Below are 23,825 nucleotides of genomic sequence, written 5' to 3' on the forward strand. Positions count from 1 at the left end.
TTCAAAAAAACGTATGATAATATGATTCCAATGAGGCGGATCCTGATGTGTACGTTAGTTACACATTCTGTTTTGACCGAACACTATATGTTAGGGAGTCTGAGTTTTTGGACAGCGCACATGCCCTTTGCGGGGACTTGCAACGCCCAGAACAGGGCACCCACCTGCTGTAGAGCGGGTTCAAAACATATGTTATTACGACGACGGCACGATTGGGATTCGCCGTCTTTTTTTATGCTTAAAAACAGGAGTGATCGTTTAAATGCTTCACCAATTTTCCCGTAATGAACTTGCCTTCGGAAAAGAAGGGCTTGACCTATTAAAAAATGCAACCGTTGCCGTTTTGGGCATTGGCGGAGTGGGCTCATTTGCAGCGGAAGCACTTGCCCGTTCGGGAGTCGGCCGCTTAATTTTGGTTGATAAAGATGTAATCGATATTACAAATATTAATCGCCAGCTGCCGGCACTTTTATCAACAGTCGGACAGCCAAAAGCGGATTTGATGAAAGACCGGATTGCGGATATCAATCCTGAATGTGAAGTGATTGCACTGAAAATGTTTTATACAGAAGAAACATATGAGCAGTTTTTCAGCTACGGACTCGATTACGTTGTAGATGCGTCCGATACGATCTCTTACAAAATTCACTTAATGAAAGAATGTTTAAACCGAAATATTCCGATTATCTCCAGCATGGGGGCGGCGAATAAGTTAGACCCGACACGGTTTACCATTGCCGATATTTCTAAAACCCATACGGATCCTATTGCAAAGGTGATTCGGACGCGCCTGCGCAAAGAAGGCATTCGAAAAGGCATTCCCGTTATTTTCTCGGATGAAAGCCCAATTGTGATCCGGGAAGATGTACGTCAGGTCGTCGGCAACGATGAGGCGGAAATTCGCAAAGCGAAAATGCCTCCCGCTTCAAACGCTTTTGTTCCATCTGTTGCGGGCTTAATCGCAGCAAGCTATGTTGTTCGCGATATTTTAAAAGATGTGAAAATCACCCGTGTAAACGACTAAAAAGTCATCCTTTTCCAAGGATGACTTTTTTTGCATGAAAAAGGGACTTTTTATCTATATTTTGCTATAATACCATAGATTAATAACGATCGGAGTGCAAAAAGATGAATTTATTTATGGCCCGCCAGCCCATTTTCAACGTTCATGAGCACGTATTTGGTTATGAACTGCTGTACCGAAACAGCGAAGCCAATACTTTTCCGGATGTGTCTCCGGATCAGGCAACAATTGAAGTGTTAATTCATTCATTTGTAACGGTTGGAGTAGAAAAAATAGCACACGGGCACCCTTGTTTTATTAACTTCACAGAAACGCTGTTAAAAGAAAGAGTAGCTGAAAACTTTCCTCCGGAGCATGTTATTATTGAAGTGCTAGAGGATATTCCGATTACAGCCCAGTTAATTGACGTTCTTCGGCGGCTGAAACGAAAAGGATACTCAATTGCTTTAGATGATTTTATTCTGCGCGGGCAGACGGACCTGTATAATGAGCTGTTTAACCTGACTACATACATAAAGATAGATTTTTTACATACAACACCCGCTGAGCGGCTGGCCGTCGAACAAAAAGTGAAAAATAATTTTCCGCATATTGTGCTTCTGGCAGAAAAGGTCGAGACACATGAAGAATTCGAGAGGGCAAAAAGTGCAGGTTATGAGCTGTTTCAAGGCTACTTTTTCGCGAAGCCGCAGCTGATTCAGTCAGCAGATCTGCCGATCAATGCAGTCACTTATTTTCATTTGATTAGGCTTTTGCAGGAAGAGGAAATCGATATTGAAAACATTACTGGCCTGATTGAGCGGGATGTGTCACTGTCGTACCATTTATTAAAGCTGGTCAACTCACCTGCATTGCGCACAAGAGCCAAGATCAAATCTATTAAACAAGCGATCATGATGCTTGGGTTTACTGAACTGACGAAATGGCTGTATATGCTGGCTCTGCGGGAAATTCAAAAGGACATGCCGGCCACAACAAAAGAATTAATGGAATCTGCGCTGTTTCGCGCAAAAGCATGTGAGGAGCTGGCTAAGGAGACGCAAACTGGGAATGCGGCTGAGTTTTTTCTGGCAGGTATGTTTTCACTCGTGGATGTACTGCTTGGCTGCGCCATTTCAGACATTTTAGCGCAAATTTCATTATCTGATCAGGTAAATGAAACGTTAAGAGGAACTATCACGCCTATCACTCCTTATTTAGAGCTTGTGGTCGGGATGGATATTGTAGATTGGAAGGTCATTGAAACAAAAGCGCAAGAGCTTGGGCTGAATGCGCAAACGGTGAAAATGATTTATGAAGAGGCCCGGCAGTGGGCGGGAGAAATGAGCCAGGTCAGTGAGGCAATGAACTGATAGCAAATGGAAAACACCAGCTCCTCTAGAGAGAGGCTGGTGTTTTTGTTTGCCTGTACACCGGCATATTATGTTTTGCTTTTTTCAATTTTTTCGTATATACCGGCCAATGTCTTTTCGAATTTACCGGTTGCTTTCGGTTCAAAATAACGCTTGCGCTTTAAGGTATCCGGCAGATAAGACTGTGCGACCCACCCGCCGTCAAAATCATGCGGGTACTGATAGCCCACTCCATGGCCCAGTTTGGCCGCACTTTTATAGTGAGCGTCTTTTAAATGGTCAGGCACTGTACCTGACCGCCCAGCCCGCACATCGGCCAGTGCGGCATCAATCGCTTTGTAAGCGGAATTGGATTTCGGCGATAAGCAAAGCTCCACTACTGCATTGGCAAGGGGGATGCGCGCTTCCGGGAATCCGAGCCGTTCGGCCGCTTCGACAGCGGCCAGTGTACGTTCACCAGCCTGCGGGCTTGCAAGGCCGATATCCTCATACGCAATCACAACAAGGCGCCGGGCGATGCTGACAAGGTCGCCAGCTTCAATCAAGCGGGCCAGATAATGAAGTGCAGCATTCACATCACTGCCGCGGATTGATTTTTGGAAAGCGCTCAAAACATCATAATGGGCATCGCCATCCTTATCATGGGCAAAACTTTTTTGCTGAAGACATTCTTCGGCTGTTTCAAGCGAGATACGAATGATCCCGTCTGCATCCGGCTTGGTGGACGATACAGCCAGTTCAAGCGCGTTTAATGAACTGCGTACATCACCGCCGGAACCTTGGGCAAAATGAGAAAGTGCTTCGTCTGTAATCTCCGTTTTGAACATGCCAAGCCCGCGCTCTTCGTCTCGCAGCCCTTCCCTTAACAGCCGTTTGACCGAATCGGGCTGGAGCGGCTTTACTTCAAAAATCTGGCAGCGACTTCGGGTCGCCGGATTTATCGCATGATACGGATTGCTTGTTGTTGCGCCGATTAAAATGATCATGCCGTTTTCAAGAAAAGGCAGCAAATAATCCTGCTTGGCTTTATCAAGGCGGTGAACCTCGTCTAAAAGCAAAATGACGGTCCCGGACATTTTAGCTTCCGCAGCAACAATTTCCATATCTTTTTTGTTGCTGGTAACAGCATTAAGCATGCGAAACGCATACTGTGTTGTGCCCGCAATGGCACTGGCAATCGATGTTTTGCCGGTTCCAGGGGGACCGTATAAAATCATAGAAGATAATTTTTTGGCTTCAGTCATTCGTCTGATGATTTTGCCTTCACCTGTTAAGTGTTCCTGTCCGGCTACCTCATCAATGGTACGCGGTCTCATTCGGTAGGCGAGCGGCTTCATATGAATCCCTCTTTCTCATTTGGTAGATTCACTGTATCATATCCCAAGTATTCCGGCATGTTTTTTGTACCTATAAAATGATATACTGTAGGGATCATTGGATTAAAAAAGAAATGAGGCACAAATAAATGAGAATCTCAACTAAAGGAAGATACGGACTGACCATTATGATTGAATTGGCTAAGCGCCACGGTGATGGGCCAACTTCTCTTCGTGTAATTGCTGGAGCCCATGATTTGTCGGAACACTACCTTGAGCAGCTGATTGCGCCGCTCCGCAATGCCGGGTTTGTCCGCAGTATTCGTGGCGCCTATGGCGGCTATGTGCTTGGACACGAGCCGCAGGACATTACAGCAGGCGATATTATACGGGTGCTCGAAGGTCCAATCACGCTTGTGGAGGGAATTGAAGACGAAGAGCCGGCGAAACGGGAGCTATGGATCCGGATTAGCGAAGCGATCAAGGGTGTTTTGGAAAATACAACACTCGATGACCTGGCGAATCACACCGTAACCGGTGAATCTGACGCATATATGTTTTACATTTAACGAGGTGTCAATATGGAACGAATTTATTTAGACCACGCAGCCACGTCGCCTGTTCATCCAGAAGCGGCCGCAGCGATGGCAGAAGTTTTAACCGAAACTTATGGAAACCCATCAAGCATTCATTCGTTTGGACGGGAATCGCGCCGGATTGTCGATGAAGCAAGAACCGTGATTGCTGCTACGATAAATGCCGGCTTTAACGATATCGTTTTTACGGGGAGCGGTACAGAAGCAGATAATCTGGCCATTTTGGGTACCGCGCGTTCAAAAGGGTCGGGTCATATTATTACTACCACTATTGAACATCACGCGGTTTTGCATGCATGTGAAGCACTTGAGAGGGAAGGATTTGAAGTAACGTATCTGCCTGTGAATGAAGAAGGAATTGTATCTCTTTCAGCAGTAGAAGATGCGCTGCAGGAGGATACCATTCTTGTTTCTATCATGTTTGGCAACAACGAAACAGGTGCTCTTCAGCCAATCGAGGCTATCGGACAGCTGCTTTCGGGCCATTCCGCTCTTTTTCACACAGATGCTGTCCAGGCATATGGTATCCTGCCAATTAATGTGCAAAAATTGAACGTCGACTTTCTTTCCGTCTCAGGACATAAAATTAACGGCCCAAAAGGTATCGGCGCTCTTTATGTTAAACCGGGAATAGCGCTTGCGCCGCTTTTATACGGAGGAGAGCAGGAGCGTAAACGCCGTGCAGGAACGGAAAACACAGCGGCCATTGCTGGTATAGCGCAAGCCGCCAAAATCGCGGAACAAACACGGGAAGAACGAGCTGCCCGTTATATGGAAATGAAAAAGCTTTTTATCGATACACTTTCCGAGCAGGGCGCTTCGTTTTCAGTAAACGGCAAAGTTGAACATTCCCTGCCGCATGTGCTAAACTTGTTTTTTCCCGAAACAGATGTAGAAGCTTTTTTGGTGAACCTGGATATGGCTGGTATCGCCGCATCAAGCGGGTCGGCTTGTACAGCTGGTTCCATTGAGCCGTCGCATGTTTTAACGGCGATGTTTGGGGAGAATTCACCTAAACTTCGGTCGTCAATCCGCTTTAGCTTTGGGTTTAATAATACAACGAAACAAATTGAACAAGCCGCTCTTGAAACAGCGAACATCGCGAAGCGGCTTCAATAGAAAGAGGATGAAGCAATGAAAGCACCGAAAGACACCCGTGTTGTCGTCGGTATGTCAGGAGGCGTTGATTCTTCGGTAGCGGCGCTTTTATTAAAAGAACAAGGGTATGATGTAGTCGGCATTTTTATGAAAAACTGGGATGATACAGACGAATTTGGTGTCTGCACGGCGACTGAAGACTATGAGGACGTTATTCGCGTCTGCAACCAAATTGGTATTCCGTATTACGCGGTTAACTTTGAAAAACAGTACTGGGATAAAGTATTTACCTACTTTTTAGATGAATATAAAGCGGGCCGGACCCCTAATCCGGACGTGATGTGCAACAAAGAAATAAAATTTAAAGCTTTTCTTGATCATGCGATGAAGCTGGGGGCTGATTACTTGGCAACTGGCCACTACGCGCGTATTGACCGTTCCGGGGGTGAAGTGAAAATGCTTCGCGGTGTGGATGATAACAAGGATCAGACCTACTTTTTAAACCAGTTGTCTCAAAGCCAGTTGGAAAAAGTAATGTTCCCTATCGGAGAGCTTGAGAAAAAACGGGTGCGGGAGCTGGCAGCAGAAGCCGGACTCGCCACTGCGACGAAAAAAGACTCGACTGGTATTTGTTTTATCGGCGAGCGCAATTTTAAAGAATTTTTAGGTCAGTATTTGCCTGCTCAGCCGGGTGATATGGTTACATTCGATGGCCGTAAAATGGGCCGTCATGACGGACTCATGTACTATACAATCGGACAGCGGCACGGTCTTGGGATCGGCGGAAGCGGTGAGCCATGGTTTGTTGGCGGGAAAAATTTAAAAACAAACGAACTGTATGTTGTACAAGGCTTCCATCATGAATCCCTGTACTCCGATTCGCTTGACGCTGTGCAAGTGGGCTTTACAACAAAAGAACCAATGCCGGAGACGTTCCATTGTACAGCGAAATTCCGTTACCGCCAGGCAGATACCGGCGTGACGGTAACACAAACCGGAGACGGAACAGCGCGGGTCGTTTTTGATGAACCGGTTCGTGCCATTACCCCGGGTCAGGCGGTTGTACTGTATGATGGAGATGTTTGTCTTGGCGGCGGAACAATTGATAAAGTATATAAAGAAAACAAACAGCTCGATTATGTCGGCTGAATGCAGTCCGCTCCTCTCTACGTGGAGCGGTTTTCTTTGTTATAATAAAGAAAAACTGGGAGGCTTCACATGGATAAAAATCAGCAGGGTATTGAATTGTTACAAGAAGGAAAATGGGAAGAAGCACTTAAGCTTTTCACCGAGCAAATTGAAGAAAAGCCGGAAGAACCAGCTGCATATATTAATTTTGGCCATGTACTGGCTGAGATGAATGATGGGGAACGGGCATTAAGATTTTATCAAAAAGCGGTTGAGGTCGCTCCTGACTCGAGTTCAGCTCAATACGCGCTTGGCTCTTTTTATTTTACGAATGAGCGTTTTGAAGAAGCCGTGCAGCGCTTTGAAAAGGCCATCCGGAGCGGAATGGAGGAAGCGGATGCTTACTTTATGCTGGGGCTGTCTTTTTTATATTTGGATCAAACTGTGATGGCGCTGCCGTATTTAATGCGGGCGGTGGAATTGGATGAAGACGATGTGGAAGCGCGCTTTCAATATGCGCTTGCTCTGGCAAAAACAGAGCAGTATGAAGAAGCAGAGAAAAACATGCAAAAAGTCGTCGAGCAGGACCCGGAGCACGCCGATGCTTTTTATAACCTCGGTGTTTTATATGCCGGTCATTACGAACAGGCTGACAAAGCAGCTCAATTTTTTGATCGGGCGTTAGAGATTCAGCCGGACCACATGCTGGCAGGGTACGGCAAAAAAATGCTGGAAAAAGCAGAATAAAAAGAGGTGGTCAGCACCGTGCAGGAAAAACGGGATTTATTCACAGAAGGAGAGCAGTTTTTAAAAGGACGGCATATTGTCACGATTTTCCGAAACGATGAAAACTTTTATACCGTTCTGCGTGTCCGTGTGACCGAAACGGACGGGACATATGATGAAAAAGAAGCGGTGGTAACCGGTTATTTCCCTGCTGTCCATGAGCATGAGATGTATGAGTTTCGCGGTCATTTCAAAGATCATCCAAGGTTTGGGCGGCAGTTTATTGCCCGCACGGCTCAAAAAGAAATGCCGCAGACGAAGCAGGGGCTTGTGGCTTATTTATCTGGGGACTTATTTAAAGGCATCGGCAAAAAAACGGCTGAATCGATTGTAGAGATTCTCGGCGAGCAGGCGATCTCCAAAATTATTGCGGATAAAAGCTGCCTGCAAAACGTACCGCGCCTCCCGGCTGAAAAAGCGGATGTACTGTACGATACGCTGATGAAGCACCAAGGGCTTGAGCAGATTATGGTGGCTCTGAATGAATTTGGCTTCGGGCCGCAGCTGTCTATGAAAATTTATCAAATGTATTACGAAGAGTCATTGAACGTCATTCAAGAAAACCCATACCGGCTTGTGGAAAACATCGAAGGAATTGGTTTCGTGCGGGCTGATGAAATCGGTGCTCAAATTGGCATTAGCGGAGGGCATCCCGATCGCCTGAAAGCTGCGATTCTATATTCTCTTGAACAGCAGTGTCTTCAAGATGGCCACTGCTATATAGAAGCAGAAGAACTGCTGAAAAACGTAAAGGAGCTGCTCGATAAAAGCGCAAATGGCACAGCGGAATTCGAGGCGATCGCCAAACGGCTGATTGAGCTGGAGGAAGAAGGGAAAGTAGCCGGAGAAGAGCAGCGGGTTTATATGCCGTCTCTTTATTTTTCGGAAAAAGGGCTCGTCACCAACGTGCAGCGTGTAATGGAGCAGGAGCCTCATTCGTTTCCGGAGTCGGAGTTTTTGCTTGCGCTCGGCGAGCTCGAAGACCGTACCGGCATTTCTTACGCGCCTTCCCAGAAGGAAGCCATTCAAACCGCGCTTACTTCACCGGTGATGATTTTAACGGGAGGACCTGGAACGGGGAAAACAACTGTTATAAAAGGGATTGTTGAGTTGTACGGTGAACTTCATGGCTTATCGCTCGATCCGAAAAAATATGACAAAGACGAGCCTTTTCCAATCAAGCTTTGCGCGCCGACGGGCCGCGCGGCAAAGCGGATGATGGAGTCAACCGGGCTTCCTGCTGTGACCATCCATCGGCTTCTTGGATTCAATGGACAGGAAGATCCGGAGGAAGAAGGCAATGCAGTTGGAGGACGGCTGTTGATTGTCGATGAAACGTCGATGGTAGATATATGGCTTGCCCATCAGCTGTTTAAAGCGATACCGGACGATATGCAGGTCATACTAGTGGGAGATGAAGACCAGCTTCCATCGGTTGGACCGGGGCAGGTATTAAAAGATATGCTTGCCTCAGGCGTCATTCCGTCCGTGCGGCTGACGGATATTTACCGCCAGGAAGAAGGCTCTTCCATCATCAGCCTGGCCCACAGTATCAAAGACGGCGTGGTTCCGGAAACACTCACGGCTCCCCAGAAAGACCGTTCTTTTCTCCGGTGCGGAACCGGACAAATTGCGGATGTCATCGAAAAAGTCGTGAAAAATGCTGCGGGGAAAGGATATGAGCCGCGGGACATTCAAGTGCTCGCTCCCATGTACAAAGGACCGGCAGGCATCGATAAGCTCAACGAGGTGCTTCAGCAGGTACTCAACCCAAACGAAGACGGCCAGCGGAAAGAAATTGCGTTTGGCCCGGTTAAATATCGAATTGGCGACAAGGTGCTACAGCTTGTAAATCAGCCGGAGCAAAATGTATTTAATGGAGATATCGGAGAGATTGTCGCCATTTTTTATGCAAAAGAAAACACAGAAAAAGAAGACATGGTCATTGTTTCATACGAAGGCAATGAAGTAACCTATACACGCAATGACTTAAACCAAATTACACATGCGTTTTGCTGCTCAATTCATAAGTCGCAGGGAAGTGAATTCCCGATCGTGATTTTGCCGGTCGTTAAAAGCTATTACCGCATGCTGAGGCGGAATCTTCTGTATACAGCTATTACGAGAAGCCGGCAGTTTTTAATCCTGTGCGGTGAAGAAGAAGCGTTTCGAATCGGTATTGCCCGCAACGATGACCTGGTACGAAAAACAGGCCTTGCGGACCGGCTCTCCGGTCAAGAAGCCCCCGAAAAAGAAGCAGAAGCACTGACAGAAGAAACATGGATGTCGATCGATCCAATGATTGGCATGGAGGGTATTACGCCCTTCGATTTTATGGTGGTATAAGAAAGAGCCGTTTCGGACATACTGATGGCAAAAACAGGAGGGATCATCGTGCAATCATGTCCGAACTGTGGAAGCCGGGAAGTAGGTCGTATCGGCTCCGACCATTATTACTGTCATGACTGCTGTGTGGAAATGTCCGAGCTTGAAGGCGGCCTTGTGATTCACCAAGTAGAGGAAGACGGGACACTTGTTCAGATTGATGAGTGGTCTTGAGTCATTGACAAACGTCCCATTCCTTTTTATAATTCGGGTATATGAATTGTGACAAATCGAAGAAGGACAGGAGTACATCATAGCCCATTCAAAGAGAGAAATATTCATGGCTGAGAAATATTTCGGATGAAGAATGATGGAAAGCTGGGTCCTGAGTGCAGCAAACACTGCCGTCTGCCGCGTTAAGGCATTTGAGAGGCGAATTCCAGTGAAGGAATTGGCAATCAGGGTGGTACCGCGAACAAGCTTCGTCCCTGTTAGGGGGATGGGGCTTTTTTTGTTGTCTTTTTTCGGTTGTGTACATACGATAAGGAGGATTTTGATCATGAAAACATTAACAGGTGCGGAGATCCGCCGCCTTTATCTAGACTTTTTCCAGGAAAAAGGACACCGTGTTGAACCGAGCGCGCCGCTTGTGCCGATTGACGATCCAAGTCTGCTCTGGATTAACAGCGGGGTGGCAACACTAAAAAAATATTTTGACGGGCGTATTATTCCGGACAATCCGCGTATCACAAACGCGCAAAAGTCGATCCGGACGAATGATATTGAAAATGTCGGTAAAACGGCGCGTCATCATACATTTTTTGAGATGCTTGGCAACTTTTCGATCGGTGAATATTTTAAAACGGAAGCGATTCACTGGGCATGGGAGTTTTTAACAGACGAAAAATGGATCGGTTTTGATCCGGAGAAACTGTCTGTTACGATTCATCCAGAAGATGAAGAAGCGTATCTTATTTGGAAAAACGAAGTGGGTGTGCCGGACGAACGAATTATCCGTTTAGAAGGAAACTTCTGGGATATTGGCGAAGGCCCATCCGGTCCGAACACGGAAATCTTTTATGACCGCGGTGCCGAATATGGAGACGACGAAAACGATCCCGAGTTATATCCCGGCGGCGAAAATGACCGTTATTTAGAAGTATGGAATCTTGTATTCTCTGAATTTAACCATAATCCAGACGGTACTTACACACCGCTTCCAAAGAAAAATATTGATACAGGTATGGGTCTTGAGCGCATGGCTTCTGTTGTGCAAAATGTGCCGACCAACTTCGATACCGATCTTTTTATGCCGATTATTCGTGAAACAGAGCGGGTTTCGGGTGAACAATACGGGGTGGATCCGGAGAAAGACACAGCATTTAAAGTGATTGCCGACCATATCCGTACGGTTGCATTTGCAATTGGCGATGGTGCGCTGCCATCAAACGAAGGCCGCGGCTACGTGCTTCGCCGTCTTCTTCGCCGTGCTGTACGTTATGCAAAGCAAATTGGCATTAACCGTCCATTTATGTATGAACTGGTACCGGTTGTCGGTGAAGTGATGAATGATTATTACCCGGAAGTATCAGAAAAATCGGCGTTCATTCAAAAAGTCATCAAAAATGAAGAAGAACGTTTCCATGAAACGCTTAACGAAGGGCTTGCCATTCTTTCAGCTGTCATCGAAAAAGCGAAAGCGGCCGGTTCGAATACCATTGAAGGCGCGGATGTTTTTCGTTTATACGACACGTATGGCTTCCCGGTTGAATTGACGGAAGAATATGCGGAAGAAGAAGGCATGAAAGCGGACCACGCCGGTTTTGAGCGTGAGATGCAGCAGCAGCGTGAGCGTGCACGTGCCGCTCGTCAGGATACCGAGTCTATGCAGGTGCAGGGCGGTGTGCTGTCCTCTGTGAAAGAAGAAAGCACCTTTACGTATGACCGATTGACCGTCGATACAACTGTAGCGGTTTTAATCAAAGACGGTGTTCTTGTTGAGGAAGCGCACGAAGGGGAAGAAATTCAATTTATTCTAAAAGAAACGCCATTTTACGCAGAAAGCGGCGGTCAAATTGCCGATAAAGGAACTATAGAATCGGAAACAGCCCGTGTTGTGGTAAAAGATGTGCAAAAAGCACCGAACGGCCAAAACGTTCACAGTGCGGTCGTGGAAAGCGGAACATTGTCAGCGGGAAGTGCGGTTACAGCAAAAGTAGATGTACTGTCGCGCGGCAAAATTATTAAAAACCACACAGCTACACACTTAATGCACCAAGCATTAAAAGATGTACTTGGCACGCACGTAAACCAAGCGGGATCTCTCGTTGAACCAGACCGCCTTCGCTTTGACTTTTCACATTTTGGCCAGGTAACAGCAGATGAGATTGCCCAGGTAGAAGCGATTGTCAACGAAAAGATCTGGCAGGGGATCGCGGTGGAAACAGCGTTTAAGCCAATCGCAGAAGCAAAAGCGATGGGAGCAATGGCCCTGTTCGGCGAGAAATACGGCGATATTGTCCGGGTCGTTTCAGTTGGGGATTACAGCCTTGAGCTTTGCGGTGGCTGCCACGTAGTGAACACAGCGGAAATCGGCTTGTTTAAGGTTTTGTCGGAAAGCGGCATTGGTGCAGGGACACGCCGGATCGAAGCGGTAACAGGCGAAGGCGCATTCCGCTATTTGAATGAGCAGGCAGCTGTATTAAAAGAAGCAGCGTCAAAACTAAAATCCAATCCGAAAGATATTTTAACGAAAGTGGATAGCCTACAGACAGAAATGCGTGAACTGCAGCGTGAAAATGAATCACTTTCAAAGAAATTGTCAAACATAGAAGCAGGCAGCCTCACCGATAACATCGAAACAGTGAATGGGGTACAGCTTCTCGCGGCAAAAGTGCAGGCGGCTGATATGAATGCTCTTCGGACAATGGCGGATGAGTTAAAGCAAAAAGTCACACCAGGTGTCATTGTGCTGGTTGCTGAAGCAGATGGCAAAGTAAACGTCGTCACAGCGGTGACAGGTGATTTAACCGAAAAAGGCTTCCATGCTGGAAAACTAGTGAAGGAAGTGGCTGGATGCCTTGGCGGAGGCGGTGGAGGCCGTCCAGATATGGCACAGGCAGGTGGAAAAGACCCATCGAAAATTGACGAAGCACTGCAAATTGCCATTGAATGGGTGAAATCCATTTGAATATGTTGTCATTTGTTGTACAATGAAACATATCGTACAGAAGCGGGCATGTAAGATCCGCCTGAAGTGAGGTGCTGACAGTGAGTTCTTTTGACAAGACGATGCGGTTTAATTTTCCAGAAGAGCCGTATGAAGAAAATGTAAAAGAAGTGCTGCTAAAGGTTCATGGCGCACTGGAGGAAAAAGGGTACAATCCGATCAATCAAATTGTCGGCTATTTGCTTTCCGGAGATCCGGCTTACATTCCGCGCCACAATGACGCCCGGAATTTAATCCGCCGGCTTGAGCGGGATGAAATTATTGAGGAGCTTGTCAAAACGTACCTGAAAGAACAGCAGGAGGAACCTACATCATGAGAACTATGGGCCTTGACGCCGGCACAAAAACAATCGGCATTGCCGTCAGCGACGCACTTGGCTGGACAGCGCAAGGCATTGAAACGATAAAGATTGATGAGGCGGCAGGCGAATTTGGTCTTGATCGGATCGGCGAGCTTGTGCGGGAGCACGAAGTGAGCAAATTTGTTGTCGGCTTTCCGAAAAACATGAATAATACAGTAGGGCCGAGAGGAGAAGCTGCAAAGATGTTTGCAGGTCTTCTTGAGGAATCCTTTAACCTTCCGGCTGTACTGTGGGATGAGCGGCTGACAACAATGGCAGCAGAACGAATGCTTATTGACGCAGATGTAAGCCGGAAAAAACGAAAAAAAGTAATTGATAAAATGGCTGCGGTGATGATTCTGCAAGGATATCTCGACAGCCAAAAATGATGAGGTGACCATTGATGGAACATGGTGAAAAGCAAATCACAGTAATTGACGAAAACGGTAATGAACAGCTTTGTGAAGTTTTATTTACTTTCCACAACGATGAATTTGACAAGTCCTACGTGCTTTACTTCCCAGTAGGCGCAGAAGAAGATGATAACGAGGAAATTGAAATTCATGCTTCTTCTTTTACGCCGGGTGACGAAGGAGAAGACGGAGAGCTTCAGCCGATCGAGTCGGACGAAGAGTGGAACATGATCGAAGAAATGCTTAACACATTTCTTGATGATGAAGAACAAGAATAATTAGCAGGAACAGGCGCTAAAATAAGCGCCTGTTCTTTTTCTTTTGGGCATCATTCTTGTATACTATAAAAAGAAAATGGTGTCGAAAGGAGATTTTTATGTCGAATGATATTTTTCTGCCGCCTTCAGGGCGTAAAAGGCGGTTGAAAAGAGCAGTTTTAATCGTGTTTTTTTTACTACTTCTGCTGGCAGCAGGGCTTGCGGCGGGAGCTTATTACGTCTGGAAAAGCGCATCAGACCCTGCGGATGCAGGAAATGATAAACAAGTGAATGTTTCTATTCCGCTTGGTTCAAGCCTGTCTTCTATTTCACAAACGCTTGAAGACAAAGGCATTGTAAAAAATGCAATGCTGTTTAAATATTACGTAAAGTATAAAGGCGAAGGTGATTTTCAGGCGGGAGAATATGTGTTGTCTCCTTCCATGACCCCTGACGCCATTATGGCTTCCTTAAAAGAAGGGAAAGTACTGGGAGACGGCAGCTTAGCCATTCCGGAAGGCTATCAGCTGGCTCAGATTGCGGAGCTGATCGCTGCTCAAACGAACCGGGAAGCGGAAGACGTGCTGGCTGTGCTGAACAGCGAAGCATTTATTCAAAAAATGATGACAAACCACCCTGCGCTTGTCACAAACGCAGTGATGAATGAAAATATTCGCTATCCGCTCGAAGGCTATTTGTATCCGGCGACCTATGATATAGAAAATCCGGAAAAGCCGGTTGAAGAGATCGCAGAAGAAATGATTGCCAAAATGGATGAAGTCGTACAAGGCTATTCCGCTCAAATTAAAGCATCCGGCATGACCGTTCACGAATTTTTAACATTTGCTTCACTCGTCGAGGAGGAAGCAACCGGTAAAACGGACCGCAGAAAAATTGCCAGCGTCTTTTATAATCGAATGAAAGCAAACATGCCGCTGCAAACAGACCCGACAGTGCTGTACGCGAAAGGAGAGCACAAAGATCGAGTTCTATACGAAGACCTCGAGGTGGATTCTCCATATAATACGTACCAAGTCAAGGGCTTAACACCAGGGCCGATCGGCAACAGCGGCATTGATTCGATGGAAGCGGTGCTGTCACCTGAGCAAACAGATTTCCTTTACTTCCTTGCTTCACCGGCAGGAGATGTTTACTACTCAAAAACACTCGAGGAACACAATAAATTAAAAGCAAAATATATCACAAACGCCGAGTAAAAAAGCGCACATAGATTTTCCGCGCTTTCTATGATAAAATAGTTCGGGCGCAAAAAGACACGGGAAAGCTTTCATAGCTTTCTCTTTTTCTTAGAAAAGAGGGTATTATTACCATGAACGACAATATACATGGCTACATTGAGTCATTGCTTCAGCCGCGGACGGGTTTGCTCGCAGAAATGGAGCAATATGCGGCCGAGCACCGCGTTCCGATTATGGAACCGGTCGGCATGGACACACTGCTGGCTGTCATGAAGCTTCAAAAGCCTGAGCGTCTGCTTGAGATTGGCACGGCAATCGGGTATTCGGCTCTTCGGATGGCAGAGGCGGTTCCGGGGCTGCACATTACAACGCTTGAGCGTGACGAGGAACGATTTAACAAAGCTACTCAATACATCAGCCAGTCAGGCGAGCAAAACCGGATCCGAATCCTGTTAGGCGATGCGCTTGAACTAGCGGAACAGGCAGCGGAAGACGGACCTTTTGACGCCATCTTTATTGATGCGGCAAAAGGACAATATCGCCGCTTTTTTGAATTATACGAACCGATGTTAAAGCCGGGCGGCGTTATTTATTCAGACAATGTGTTGTTTAAAGGGTACGCTGCTGGAATAGATGCACCGTCGAAACGTCTTGAGAAAATGGCAAAAAAAATTATGGATTACAATCAATGGCTGATGATGCATCCCGGCTATGATACATCTATTATCCCAGCCGGTGATGGCATTGCTATCAGCACAAAACGGAGTGAAGAAAAATGAAAAAACCAGAATTGCTTGTGACACCGGGCAGTGTTGATGAACTGATCAAACAAATAGAAGCAGGTGCTGACGCTTTTCTTATTGGAGAGCAGCGGTATGGCCTGCGCCTTGCGGGTGAGTTTACCCGTGAAGAGGTAAAGGAAGCCATTCGCATTGCGCATAAGCATGGCAAAAAAGTATATGTGGCAGTTAATGCCCTTTTTCATAACAATATCGCGAACGAACTTGATGAATACGTAACGTTTGTTGAACAAGCAGGTGCTGATGCTATCGTATTCGGTGATCCGGCTGTTATTATGTCCGTTCGGGAAACAGGCGCGGCGATTCCACTGCATTGGAATCCGGAAACAACGGCGACCAATTACTACACAGCGAACTACTGGGGCAAACGCGGAGCTGTTCGTGCCGTACTTGCCCGGGAACTCAGCATGGATGCGGTTATTGAAACAAAAGAACAGGCGAATGTTCAAATTGAAGTGCAGGTTCATGGGATGACATGCATGTTCCAGTCAAAGCGTCCTCTTCTAGGTCATTACTTTGAATACATGGGAAAAAATATGGAAATCGAAAAGCGGCAGGGTGCGAAAAACATGCTGCTTCACGATCCAGAACGCAGCAACAAATACCCTATTTATGAAGATGCAAATGGCACTCATATTATGAGCCCGAATGATATGTGCATTATTGATGAACTGCAGGAACTTGTGGAAGCAGGTATTGATTCATTTAAAATTGACGGTGTGCTGCAAACAGAAGAATATCGTCTTGAAACAACGAAATTGTATCGGAAAGCGATTGACCTTTGCGTAGATCAGCCAGATCAGTATGAAGATGAAAAAGAGGACTTGCTTGAAGCTGCGGAAGCACTTCAGCCCGAGCACCGTCCGCTTGATTCAGGCTTTTTCTTTAAAGAAACGGTTTATTAATAAAGGAGGAAACGGAAATGAACGGATTGATAAACGATGCGATCTCCGAGATCGTCGACGGCAAACGGGTCATTGTGAAAAAGCCGGAGCTTTTGGCGCCGGCCGGAACACTTGAAAAGCTGAAAATCGCCGTCCGTTACGGAGCGGATGCGGTATATATCGGCGGTCAGGAGTATGGCCTCCGCTCAAATGCCGGCAACTTTACATTTGAAGAAATGAAAGAAGGCGTTGAGTTTGCTAAAGCCTACGGAGCAAAAGTGTATGTAACGACCAACATTTTTGCGCATAATGAAAACATCGACGGCCTGGAAGACTATTTGCGTGGAGTGGGTGAAGCTGGTGTTACGGGTATTATCGTAGCGGATCCGCTTATTATTGAAACATGCCGCCGTGTAGCGCCGAACGTGGAAGTTCACTTGAGCACACAGCAGTCTCTTTCAAACTGGCGTGCAGTGAAATACTGGAAAGATGAAGGTCTTGACCGCGTTGTTCTTGCCCGGGAAACAACTGGGGAAGAAATGCGCTTAATGAAAGAAAAAGTCGATATTGAAATTGAAACGTTTATTCACGGAGCGATGTGTATTGCTTATTCAGGCCGCTGCGTACTGAGTAACCATATGACTGCGCGTGACTCCAACCGTGGCGGCTGCTGTCAGTCATGCCGCTGGGATTATAACCTGGTAGAGATGGAAGACGGTGTTGAAACAGCAATCACGCAAGAAGGCGATTCACCGTTTGCGATGAGTCCAAAAGATTTGCGTCTGCTGCAGTCTATTCCGGGACTGATTGAACTGGGCATTGACAGCTTAAAAATCGAAGGCCGCATGAAATCGATTCACTATGTAGCAACAGTAGTTGGTGTATATCGGAAAGTAATTGACGCATACTGTGCAGACCCTGAAAACTTCACCATCAAAGATGAGTGGCTTGAAGAACTGGAGAAGTGTGCTAACCGGCCGGCAGCACCAGCATTCTTTGCAGGAACACCAGGAGCTGACGAACAGCTTTTCGGCGTTCATGGCAAAAAAGCGTCCCACGATTTTACAGGTCTTGTTGTAGATTACGATGAAGAAACACAAATCGTTACACTGCAGCAGCGTAATTTCTTCCGTCCAGGCGATACAGTGGAGTTTTTCGGGCCAAAGATGGAAACCTTCCAGCAAGTAATTGGCACGGTTGTGGACGAAGACGGAAATGAACTGGATGCAGCGCGCCACCCGCTTCAAATTGTCCGTTTCAAAGTAGACCGTCCTGTTTCAAAAGATGATATGATGCGGAAAGGGCTGTGACATTGATGAGTAAAAAGCCGATTGTCATCGGCGTCGCGGGTGGATCAGGCTCCGGTAAAACCAGCGTTGCCCGTGCGATACATGATTATTTTCAAGATGGCTCGATTATGATGATCGAGCAGGATTACTATTATAAAGACCAATCACATCTAACGTTTGAAGAGCGGTTACAAACAAATTACGACCATCCGCTTGCATTTGATAATGACCTGCTGATTGAACAGGTAAATGAGCTGATCAATGGCCGGCCTGTTCAAAAGCCGGTCTATGATTATGCACAGCACACGCGCTCTGAAGAAACAATTCCACTCGAGCCGAATGACGTGATTATTTTAGAAGGCATTCTAGTGCTTGAGGATGAGCGCCTGCGTGATTTAATGGACATAAAACTGTTTGTAGACACGGACGCGGATTTGCGGTTTATCCGCCGTCTGACGCGTGATATAAAAGAGCGGGGTCGTTCGCTGGATTCCGTGATCGAACAGTATACAGAAGTTGTGCGGCCGATGCACAACCAGTTTATCGAGCCAACGAAGCGATATGCGGATGTGATTATCCCAATTGGCGGAGAAAACAAGGTAGCCATTGATTTATTAATTGCAAAAATACAAACAATTCTTGAACAAAAAGACATTTTATAGTATGTTTTTAGAAAACAGGCATACAATGGGAAAAACGCGCGCCTTCTCTAAAGCAGAAGGGGCGCGCTCATATTTAAGTGCTTTTTTTGGTGAACATTAAAGGAGTGGAAGAAGTTGTCGAACGAAAAAGTATACCCGATGACACGAGAAGGTAAAGAAAAACTGGAACAAGAGCTTGAACATTTAAAAACGGTTAAGCGTAAAGAAGTAGTGGAGCGCATTAAAATTGCCCGCAGCTTCGGCGACCTGTCAGAGAACTCTGAGTATGACTCAGCAAAAGAAGAGCAGGCGTTTGTAGAAGGCCGGATCGGCACAATTGAGACGATGATCCGCAATGCAAAAATTATTGAAGACAGTGAAATGAAAGCAGACGAAGTATCGCTTGGCAGAACGGTTACGTTCATTGAACTTCCTGATGGTGAAGAAGAAAGCTATACAATTGTTGGAAGCGCGGAAGCGGATCCATTTGAAGGGAAAATTTCAAATGACTCTCCTATTGCCAAAAGCATGATCGGCAAACGCGTGGGCGACAAAGTGATTGTTCAAACACCGGCTGGTGAAATGAACGTAAAAATCGTTTCCATTGATTAACATAAAAAAGCGCAAAAGGCGCAGGCCTTTTGCGCTTTTTTGTGTAAAAACATTTATCCGTTAAACGAGACATGTTAAAATGAAAGCGGAATGAGGAGGAGAAGCAAATGGAACAATCGTCGCGTGCTGAGCGCAAAACGAAGCGGAGAAAAACAAACCGCATTTTAAATACAGCCATTGCGGTTGTGGTACTGCTTATTGTAATCGTTGGATTTACCATCTTTGCCGGTGGAAATGACGAAGAAACAGCAGCGCCGGAAAAAGCGCAGGAAACAAAGCAGGAACAAACCACTGCCGTGTCTGATGAAGAAACAGAAAAAGAACAGGCTGCTGAAACGACAGAGGAGCCGGCTGAAACAGACGAGCAGACTGAAGAAGAGAAAGCAGCAGAAAAAACGGAAGAGCAAACTGAAGACAAAAAAGAAGATAAAGAAGAAGTAGTGGTTTCAGAAGGCACAGAACCGAATGTGGAACAAGATATCGTCAATCCAAACTGGGAAGGAGTAGGTACGACTCAATCAGGAGAACATACCTCTTCATTCGAAACGGATTCAACTGACTGGCAGGAAAAGGAACAAGCCTTATCTTATGCAACAGGAATTCCACAAGAAAACATGACCGTTTGGTATATTAGCGGAAATGGACCTCAAGCAGCGATCGGAACTGTTTCTCCCAAGTCAAACCAGGATGAAGCGTACCGCGTGTACATTGAATGGGTAGACGGCGAGGGATGGAAGCCGACAAAAGTACAAAAGCTTGAAGAAAATGATAAAGGCCGCTAAAAACCCGCTTTGCCGGCGGGTTTTTTTGCGGAATTAAAAAAGGAGTGCAGCAAATGAAAGCAGCAATTATTGGTGCAATGGAAGAAGAAGTAACCATTTTACGTGGTGAAATGAAAAACAAGGAAGTGAAAATCATTGGCGGCAGCGAGTTTACAATCGGCGAGTTGCGCGGTGTTGAAACAGTTTTGCTACGCTCAGGGATCGGTAAAGTAAATGCGGCGATGACAACAGCTGTTTTAATTCATGAATTCAAGCCGGATGTGTTAATTAATACAGGTTCTGCTGGCGGATTGTCTCCCGAACTGCAGGTAGGAGATGTAGTCATTTCAACTGAAGTCCGCCACCATGATGTAGACGTAACAGCTTTTGGCTATGAATACGGACAGGTGCCGCAGCTTCCAGCCGCTTTTACAGCTGATGAGAAACTAGTTGATATCGCGTTTCAAGCATCCGAAGAGGATACAGAGCTGAAAACGGTAAAAGGACTAATTGCGACAGGGGATTCGTTTATGAATGATCCAGCACGTGTACAAGCGATTGCCGATATCTTCCCTGGCCTTCAGGCAGTTGAAATGGAAGCGGCCGCCATTGCACAGGTAGCTCACCAGTTTAGTGTGCCGTTTGTAGTCATCCGGGCACTTTCTGATATTGCAGGAAAAGAATCGAATATTTCGTTTGAACAATTTTTGCCGAAAGCCGGGCTTCACTCCGCTAACCTTGTGATGAAAATAGTCGAACAGCTTCAAGAAGAGAAATAATCCAATACAAAAAGCATCTTTTATGATAAAGTATTCGTAAGAAACAAGGCGGATGAAAAGGGAGAGATGTCACAAAATGATTATGATGATTATGGGGCTTCTTTTAGCTACAGTGACAGGTGTTATGATCTCTGTTTCAATCGATTGAGGAAAAGTGATTTGAAGGGTGCTCCAGATCTTTTGGGGCCCTTTTTTGTTTTGCTTGAAGCCGCTTAAATTCCTGCATCATTTTAGCAAGGGCTCTTTTTTCAATTCGGGAAACATAACTTCTAGAAATGTTCATTTTGGCCGCAATTTCACGCTGCGTTTTATCTTGGTCATTCGTTAAGCCATAGCGGGCAGCAATTACGGACAGTTCTCGTTCATCAAGAACAGAGAGGCACTTTTTCATTTGTTCAATATCCATTTGAAGGGAGAGGCGGCCTGCGACGTCTTCGTCTTCCGTTTTAAGTAAATCAAGAAGACTGATTTCATTTCCTTCTTTGTCGCGGCCGACTGGATCATAAAGTGATACGTCCTTCTTCGTTTTCTTTAAGGAGCGGAAGTGCATCAGAATCTCATTTTCTATACATCTTGCCGCATAAGTGGCAAGCTTAGTTCCTTTTTTTCCGGAGTAGCTTTCGATGCCTTTGATCAGGCCGATGGTCCCGATAGAAATTAAGTCTTCTGTATCGTGATGAGTTTTCTCAAATTTTTTCACGATATGGGCTACTAAACGGAGATTATGCTCGATCAGCTTGGCACGGGCATTGCGATCTCCCTGTTCATGAAGCGCCAGGTACTTTCGTTCATCTTCCGCACTCAGCGGCTGAGGAAACGCATTATGCTTTACATAAGAGACGAAAAAAACCGCTTCCTTCAATAAAAAAGAGAGAGCGGCTGCTAGTTCAATCATGATGATCCCTCCTTTATAGGCATCATATTCGGAGGGGGAGACGGCTATTCCTTTTTGGCTCTTTTTTGCGACTGAATTTCCCGCCGCTTCATTTCTTTTTCTATCAGAGCTAGAAAGTCATCATTTAATTTTAATTTTGCCGCTTTTTTATAAGAAGAAAGAAGTAAGTGATCGGATAATGAGTGCATAGTCTGTCATCTCCAATGTCATTGATTAATTATTTTTTTCAGTTTAACAAAAAAAACCATTAAGAACAATTGTTCTTTTTTCCACAGGATACAGTGGATAAGTGAGGATAACAAATAGAATAACTAGATTAAACCCTTGAAACAGCTGTGTTAATTTGTGAATAAGGTTATCCACAGAGTAGGATAATGAGAAATATGTCGAAAAGTTTTTGTTCTTAATATTACTTTGTCACATATGGAAAAATCGGCTATGATAGGAGAAGCAAACGAATAGTAGAGGTGTACATTGTGCTGAAATTATTTTTGCCGAATGAGCAGGTAAGAAGTGTGCTTGAAATCCAGCCAGAGCGCTTGAAACAAAAAGGAATTAAAGCGATCATAACCGATCTTGATAATACACTCGTTGCCTGGGACAGACCAGATGCGACACCCGAGCTTTTAATTTGGTTTCAAAAAATGCGGGAAGCGGGCATTAAAGTACTGATTGTATCAAACAATAACCAAAAGCGGGTCAGCACGTTTTCAACGCCGCTTGATCTGCCGTTTATTTTTGAAGCGAGAAAGCCGATGGGGCGTGCTTTCAGAAAAGCCATCAAGCTTTTAAACGTACGAAAAGAAGAAACTGTCGTAATCGGGGACCAGCTGCTGACAGATGTATTTGGCGGGAACCGAAGCGGGATTTATACAATTTTGGTCATTCCCATTGCAGCGACCGATGGATTTTGGACGCGCATTAATCGGAAAATAGAAAGAAGACTCATGACTTTTTTCCAGCGTAAAGGAATGATTCAATGGGAGGAACGAAATTAATGAACGAAGTAATTACTTGTGATGGCTGTGGGGTCGTCATTCAAACAGGAGACCCGGCTGCGCTTGGTTACGCACCGGCTGCTGCCCTGGAGAAAGAAACCGTTGTCTGCAAACGGTGCTTTCGCTTAAAGCATTATAATGAAGTACAGGACGTAGAACTGACCGACGATGACTTTTTAAAAATCTTGAACACAATCGGTGAGACAGAATCATTAATCGTTAAAATCGTGGATATCTTCGATTTTAATGGAAGCTGGCTTCCGGGCTTGCACCGCTTTGCCGGTAAAAACCCCGTCCTGCTTATTGGGAATAAATCGGATTTGCTGCCGAAATCCGTGAAAAAGGAACGGGTTATTCATTGGATGCGCCACGAAGCAAGCCAGCTTGGGTTAAAACCGATTGATGTGCTTTTAACAAGTGCTTCAGAAGGAAAAGCGATCCGCGATGCGGTGGATGCCATCGAGCATTATCGGAACGGAAAAGATGTATACGTAGTCGGCTGTACAAATGTCGGGAAGTCTACATTTATTAACCGAATCATTCAGGAAATTACAGGAGAAGGAGATATTATTACGACGTCTCATTTCCCGGGTACGACATTGGATATGATTGAAATTCCGCTTTCTGACGGCCATGCGCTTGTAGACACGCCGGGAATCATCAATCGTCATCAAATGGCGCACTTTGTTGATAAAGAAAACTTAAAGTTTTTGCTGCCAAAAAAAGAAATTAAACCAAAAGTCTTTCAGTTGAATGAAGAGCAAACACTATTCTTTGGTGGATTAGCCCGCTTTGACTACCTTTCAGGCGGCCGGCGCTCTTTTATATGCCATCTTTCTAATGAAATCGACATTCACCGTACAAAGCTCGAAAAAGCAGATGCTTTGTACGAAAACCATGCCGGGGAGTTGCTGAAGCCAGCGGGGCATGGCGGAGCGCCGCTTGATCTTGTTCGGCAGGAATGGACAATTAAAGAAGCGAAAACAGATATTGTTTTCTCAGGGCTTGGCTGGATTACCGTTAACGAGCCAGGTGCAAAAGTAGCAGCTTACGTACCAAAAGGGGCTGCTGTAACACTGCGCAAGTCGTTAATTTAAAAAGT

Annotated in this window: 25 protein-coding genes, 1 other RNA gene and 1 other annotated feature; of the genes, 23 read left to right on the forward strand and 3 right to left on the reverse strand. The window is 45.7% G+C overall.

Going from position 1 to position 23,825, the window contains the following annotated elements; genetic code table 11:
• The first annotated feature begins 36 nt into the window (after positions 1-36).
• The 3 genes from ssrS (at position 37) to RIN81_RS09950 (ending at position 2,376) form a co-directional block, all read left to right on the forward strand.
• Positions 37-223, forward strand: a non-coding RNA gene (ssrS, locus tag RIN81_RS09940) — 6S RNA.
• Positions 224-262: 39 nt separating this feature from the next.
• The gene (locus RIN81_RS09945) at positions 263-1,024 is read left to right on the forward strand and encodes a tRNA threonylcarbamoyladenosine dehydratase (RefSeq protein ID WP_309089729.1); all 762 of its coding nucleotides are present in this window, start codon (positions 263-265) and stop codon (positions 1,022-1,024) included.
• Positions 1,025-1,128: 104 nt separating this feature from the next.
• Positions 1,129-2,376, forward strand: a complete 1,248-nt coding sequence (locus tag RIN81_RS09950) for an EAL and HDOD domain-containing protein (RefSeq protein ID WP_309089731.1) — start codon at positions 1,129-1,131, stop codon at positions 2,374-2,376.
• Positions 2,377-2,444: 68 nt separating this feature from the next.
• On the opposite strand, the gene RIN81_RS09955 is transcribed toward RIN81_RS09950, so the two are convergent.
• Positions 2,445-3,719 carry a replication-associated recombination protein A gene (locus RIN81_RS09955; RefSeq protein ID WP_309089869.1) on the reverse strand — a complete coding sequence of 425 codons (1,275 nt, stop codon included), beginning with the start codon at positions 3,717-3,719 and terminating at the stop codon, positions 2,445-2,447.
• Between the two features lie 122 nt (positions 3,720-3,841).
• Here RIN81_RS09955 and cymR point away from each other — a divergent pair, with 122 nt between their 5' ends.
• The 18 genes from cymR (at position 3,842) to mtnN (ending at position 20,830) form a co-directional block, all read left to right on the forward strand.
• The gene (gene cymR / locus RIN81_RS09960) at positions 3,842-4,261 is read left to right on the forward strand and encodes a cysteine metabolism transcriptional regulator CymR (protein ID WP_242233371.1); all 420 of its coding nucleotides are present in this window, start codon (positions 3,842-3,844) and stop codon (positions 4,259-4,261) included.
• 12 nt (positions 4,262-4,273) lie between these two features.
• A complete protein-coding gene (locus RIN81_RS09965; protein ID WP_309089733.1) occupies positions 4,274-5,407 on the forward strand; it encodes a cysteine desulfurase family protein in 1,134 nt (377 codons plus the stop codon).
• A 15-nt stretch (positions 5,408-5,422) separates the two neighbouring features.
• Complete coding sequence (gene mnmA, locus RIN81_RS09970) at positions 5,423-6,535, forward strand: tRNA 2-thiouridine(34) synthase MnmA (RefSeq protein WP_309089735.1); 1,113 nt, start codon at positions 5,423-5,425, stop codon at positions 6,533-6,535.
• A gap of 69 nt (positions 6,536-6,604) precedes the next feature.
• On the forward strand, positions 6,605-7,261 hold the full coding sequence (locus RIN81_RS09975; protein ID WP_309089737.1) for a tetratricopeptide repeat protein: 657 nt from the start codon (positions 6,605-6,607) through the stop codon (positions 7,259-7,261).
• Between the two features lie 18 nt (positions 7,262-7,279).
• Positions 7,280-9,646, forward strand: coding sequence for an SF1B family DNA helicase RecD2 (recD2, locus tag RIN81_RS09980; RefSeq protein WP_309089739.1), 2,367 nt, complete (start codon positions 7,280-7,282; stop codon positions 9,644-9,646).
• 48 nt (positions 9,647-9,694) lie between these two features.
• A complete protein-coding gene (locus tag RIN81_RS09985; protein WP_242233376.1) occupies positions 9,695-9,859 on the forward strand; it encodes a hypothetical protein in 165 nt (54 codons plus the stop codon).
• A gap of 50 nt (positions 9,860-9,909) precedes the next feature.
• Positions 9,910-10,118, forward strand: a binding site (T-box leader).
• A 66-nt stretch (positions 10,119-10,184) separates the two neighbouring features.
• Positions 10,185-12,815, forward strand: coding sequence for an alanine--tRNA ligase (gene alaS / locus RIN81_RS09990; protein ID WP_309089741.1), 2,631 nt, complete (start codon positions 10,185-10,187; stop codon positions 12,813-12,815).
• 80 nt (positions 12,816-12,895) lie between these two features.
• Positions 12,896-13,171 carry an IreB family regulatory phosphoprotein gene (locus tag RIN81_RS09995; protein WP_242233378.1) on the forward strand — a complete coding sequence of 92 codons (276 nt, stop codon included), beginning with the start codon at positions 12,896-12,898 and terminating at the stop codon, positions 13,169-13,171.
• Complete coding sequence (gene ruvX, locus RIN81_RS10000; RefSeq protein WP_251271100.1) at positions 13,168-13,584, forward strand: Holliday junction resolvase RuvX; 417 nt, start codon at positions 13,168-13,170, stop codon at positions 13,582-13,584. Before RIN81_RS09995 ends, ruvX begins: the two co-directional genes overlap by 4 nt.
• Positions 13,585-13,598: 14 nt before the next feature.
• Positions 13,599-13,886, forward strand: coding sequence for a DUF1292 domain-containing protein (locus tag RIN81_RS10005; RefSeq protein ID WP_242233380.1), 288 nt, complete (start codon positions 13,599-13,601; stop codon positions 13,884-13,886).
• A 98-nt stretch (positions 13,887-13,984) separates the two neighbouring features.
• The gene (gene mltG, locus RIN81_RS10010) at positions 13,985-15,082 is read left to right on the forward strand and encodes an endolytic transglycosylase MltG (protein WP_309089744.1); all 1,098 of its coding nucleotides are present in this window, start codon (positions 13,985-13,987) and stop codon (positions 15,080-15,082) included.
• A gap of 113 nt (positions 15,083-15,195) precedes the next feature.
• On the forward strand, positions 15,196-15,843 hold the full coding sequence (locus RIN81_RS10015; protein ID WP_309089747.1) for an O-methyltransferase: 648 nt from the start codon (positions 15,196-15,198) through the stop codon (positions 15,841-15,843).
• On the forward strand, positions 15,840-16,769 hold the full coding sequence (locus RIN81_RS10020) for a peptidase U32 family protein (RefSeq protein ID WP_309089749.1): 930 nt from the start codon (positions 15,840-15,842) through the stop codon (positions 16,767-16,769). Before RIN81_RS10015 ends, RIN81_RS10020 begins: the two co-directional genes overlap by 4 nt.
• 17 nt (positions 16,770-16,786) lie before the next feature.
• On the forward strand, positions 16,787-18,058 hold the full coding sequence (locus RIN81_RS10025; protein ID WP_242233384.1) for a peptidase U32 family protein: 1,272 nt from the start codon (positions 16,787-16,789) through the stop codon (positions 18,056-18,058).
• Positions 18,059-18,063: 5 nt separating this feature from the next.
• Positions 18,064-18,699: a uridine kinase gene (gene udk / locus RIN81_RS10030; protein ID WP_242233385.1), complete on the forward strand. Its 636-nt coding sequence runs from the start codon at positions 18,064-18,066 to the stop codon at positions 18,697-18,699.
• A 114-nt stretch (positions 18,700-18,813) separates the two neighbouring features.
• Positions 18,814-19,290 carry a transcription elongation factor GreA gene (gene greA / locus RIN81_RS10035; RefSeq protein WP_309089752.1) on the forward strand — a complete coding sequence of 159 codons (477 nt, stop codon included), beginning with the start codon at positions 18,814-18,816 and terminating at the stop codon, positions 19,288-19,290.
• Positions 19,291-19,397: 107 nt separating this feature from the next.
• Positions 19,398-20,072, forward strand: a complete 675-nt coding sequence (locus RIN81_RS10040; protein WP_309089754.1) for a YrrS family protein — start codon at positions 19,398-19,400, stop codon at positions 20,070-20,072.
• Positions 20,073-20,125: 53 nt separating this feature from the next.
• Entirely contained in the window at positions 20,126-20,830 is a 705-nt protein-coding gene (mtnN, locus tag RIN81_RS10045) for a 5'-methylthioadenosine/S-adenosylhomocysteine nucleosidase (RefSeq protein ID WP_309089756.1), read from the forward strand.
• Positions 20,831-20,966: 136 nt separating this feature from the next.
• On the opposite strand, the gene sigK is transcribed toward mtnN, so the two are convergent.
• Together sigK and sda are read right to left on the reverse strand one after the other, a co-directional pair.
• Entirely contained in the window at positions 20,967-21,725 is a 759-nt protein-coding gene (gene sigK, locus RIN81_RS10050; protein WP_309089758.1) for an RNA polymerase sporulation sigma factor SigK, read from the reverse strand.
• A 44-nt stretch (positions 21,726-21,769) separates the two neighbouring features.
• Positions 21,770-21,913: a sporulation histidine kinase inhibitor Sda gene (gene sda, locus RIN81_RS10055; protein WP_242233390.1), complete on the reverse strand. Its 144-nt coding sequence runs from the start codon at positions 21,911-21,913 to the stop codon at positions 21,770-21,772.
• Positions 21,914-22,201: 288 nt separating this feature from the next.
• Here sda and RIN81_RS10060 point away from each other — a divergent pair, with 288 nt between their 5' ends.
• Both RIN81_RS10060 and yqeH read left to right on the forward strand, forming a co-directional pair.
• Positions 22,202-22,723 (forward strand): YqeG family HAD IIIA-type phosphatase, encoded by a 522-nt coding sequence (locus tag RIN81_RS10060; protein WP_309089760.1) that lies wholly within the window; start codon positions 22,202-22,204, stop codon positions 22,721-22,723.
• Complete coding sequence (gene yqeH, locus RIN81_RS10065) at positions 22,723-23,820, forward strand: ribosome biogenesis GTPase YqeH (protein WP_309089762.1); 1,098 nt, start codon at positions 22,723-22,725, stop codon at positions 23,818-23,820. The genes RIN81_RS10060 and yqeH overlap by 1 nt, the downstream gene beginning before the upstream one ends.
• Positions 23,821-23,825 lie beyond the last annotated feature (5 nt).

This window comes from Domibacillus sp. (genome assembly GCF_031181085.1).
Classification (GTDB): domain Bacteria; phylum Bacillota; class Bacilli; order Bacillales; family Domibacillaceae; genus Domibacillus.

What these genes read in the sequence shown, in the direction of transcription:
- RIN81_RS10020 (WP_309089749.1), top strand. Translation starts at nt 15,840, where the DNA reads ATGAAAAAACCAGAATTGCTTGTGACACCGGGCAGTGTTGATGAACTG.
- mnmA (WP_309089735.1), top strand. Translation starts at nt 5,423, where the DNA reads ATGAAAGCACCGAAAGACACCCGTGTTGTCGTCGGTATGTCAGGAGGC.
- RIN81_RS10025 (WP_242233384.1), top strand. Translation starts at nt 16,787, where the DNA reads ATGAACGGATTGATAAACGATGCGATCTCCGAGATCGTCGACGGCAAA.
- RIN81_RS10015 (WP_309089747.1), top strand. Translation starts at nt 15,196, where the DNA reads ATGAACGACAATATACATGGCTACATTGAGTCATTGCTTCAGCCGCGG.
- RIN81_RS09950 (WP_309089731.1), top strand. Translation starts at nt 1,129, where the DNA reads ATGAATTTATTTATGGCCCGCCAGCCCATTTTCAACGTTCATGAGCAC.
- mtnN (WP_309089756.1), top strand. Translation starts at nt 20,126, where the DNA reads ATGAAAGCAGCAATTATTGGTGCAATGGAAGAAGAAGTAACCATTTTA.
- RIN81_RS10005 (WP_242233380.1), top strand. Translation starts at nt 13,599, where the DNA reads ATGGAACATGGTGAAAAGCAAATCACAGTAATTGACGAAAACGGTAAT.
- alaS (WP_309089741.1), top strand. Translation starts at nt 10,185, where the DNA reads ATGAAAACATTAACAGGTGCGGAGATCCGCCGCCTTTATCTAGACTTT.
- yqeH (WP_309089762.1), top strand. Translation starts at nt 22,723, where the DNA reads ATGAACGAAGTAATTACTTGTGATGGCTGTGGGGTCGTCATTCAAACA.
- RIN81_RS09945 (WP_309089729.1), top strand. Translation starts at nt 263, where the DNA reads ATGCTTCACCAATTTTCCCGTAATGAACTTGCCTTCGGAAAAGAAGGG.
- sigK (WP_309089758.1), bottom strand. Translation starts at nt 21,725, where the DNA reads ATGATTGAACTAGCAGCCGCTCTCTCTTTTTTATTGAAGGAAGCGGTT.
- ruvX (WP_251271100.1), top strand. Translation starts at nt 13,168, where the DNA reads ATGAGAACTATGGGCCTTGACGCCGGCACAAAAACAATCGGCATTGCC.
- mltG (WP_309089744.1), top strand. Translation starts at nt 13,985, where the DNA reads ATGTCGAATGATATTTTTCTGCCGCCTTCAGGGCGTAAAAGGCGGTTG.
- sda (WP_242233390.1), bottom strand. Translation starts at nt 21,913, where the DNA reads ATGCACTCATTATCCGATCACTTACTTCTTTCTTCTTATAAAAAAGCG.
- RIN81_RS10040 (WP_309089754.1), top strand. Translation starts at nt 19,398, where the DNA reads ATGGAACAATCGTCGCGTGCTGAGCGCAAAACGAAGCGGAGAAAAACA.
- RIN81_RS09965 (WP_309089733.1), top strand. Translation starts at nt 4,274, where the DNA reads ATGGAACGAATTTATTTAGACCACGCAGCCACGTCGCCTGTTCATCCA.
- udk (WP_242233385.1), top strand. Translation starts at nt 18,064, where the DNA reads ATGAGTAAAAAGCCGATTGTCATCGGCGTCGCGGGTGGATCAGGCTCC.
- cymR (WP_242233371.1), top strand. Translation starts at nt 3,842, where the DNA reads ATGAGAATCTCAACTAAAGGAAGATACGGACTGACCATTATGATTGAA.
- RIN81_RS09975 (WP_309089737.1), top strand. Translation starts at nt 6,605, where the DNA reads ATGGATAAAAATCAGCAGGGTATTGAATTGTTACAAGAAGGAAAATGG.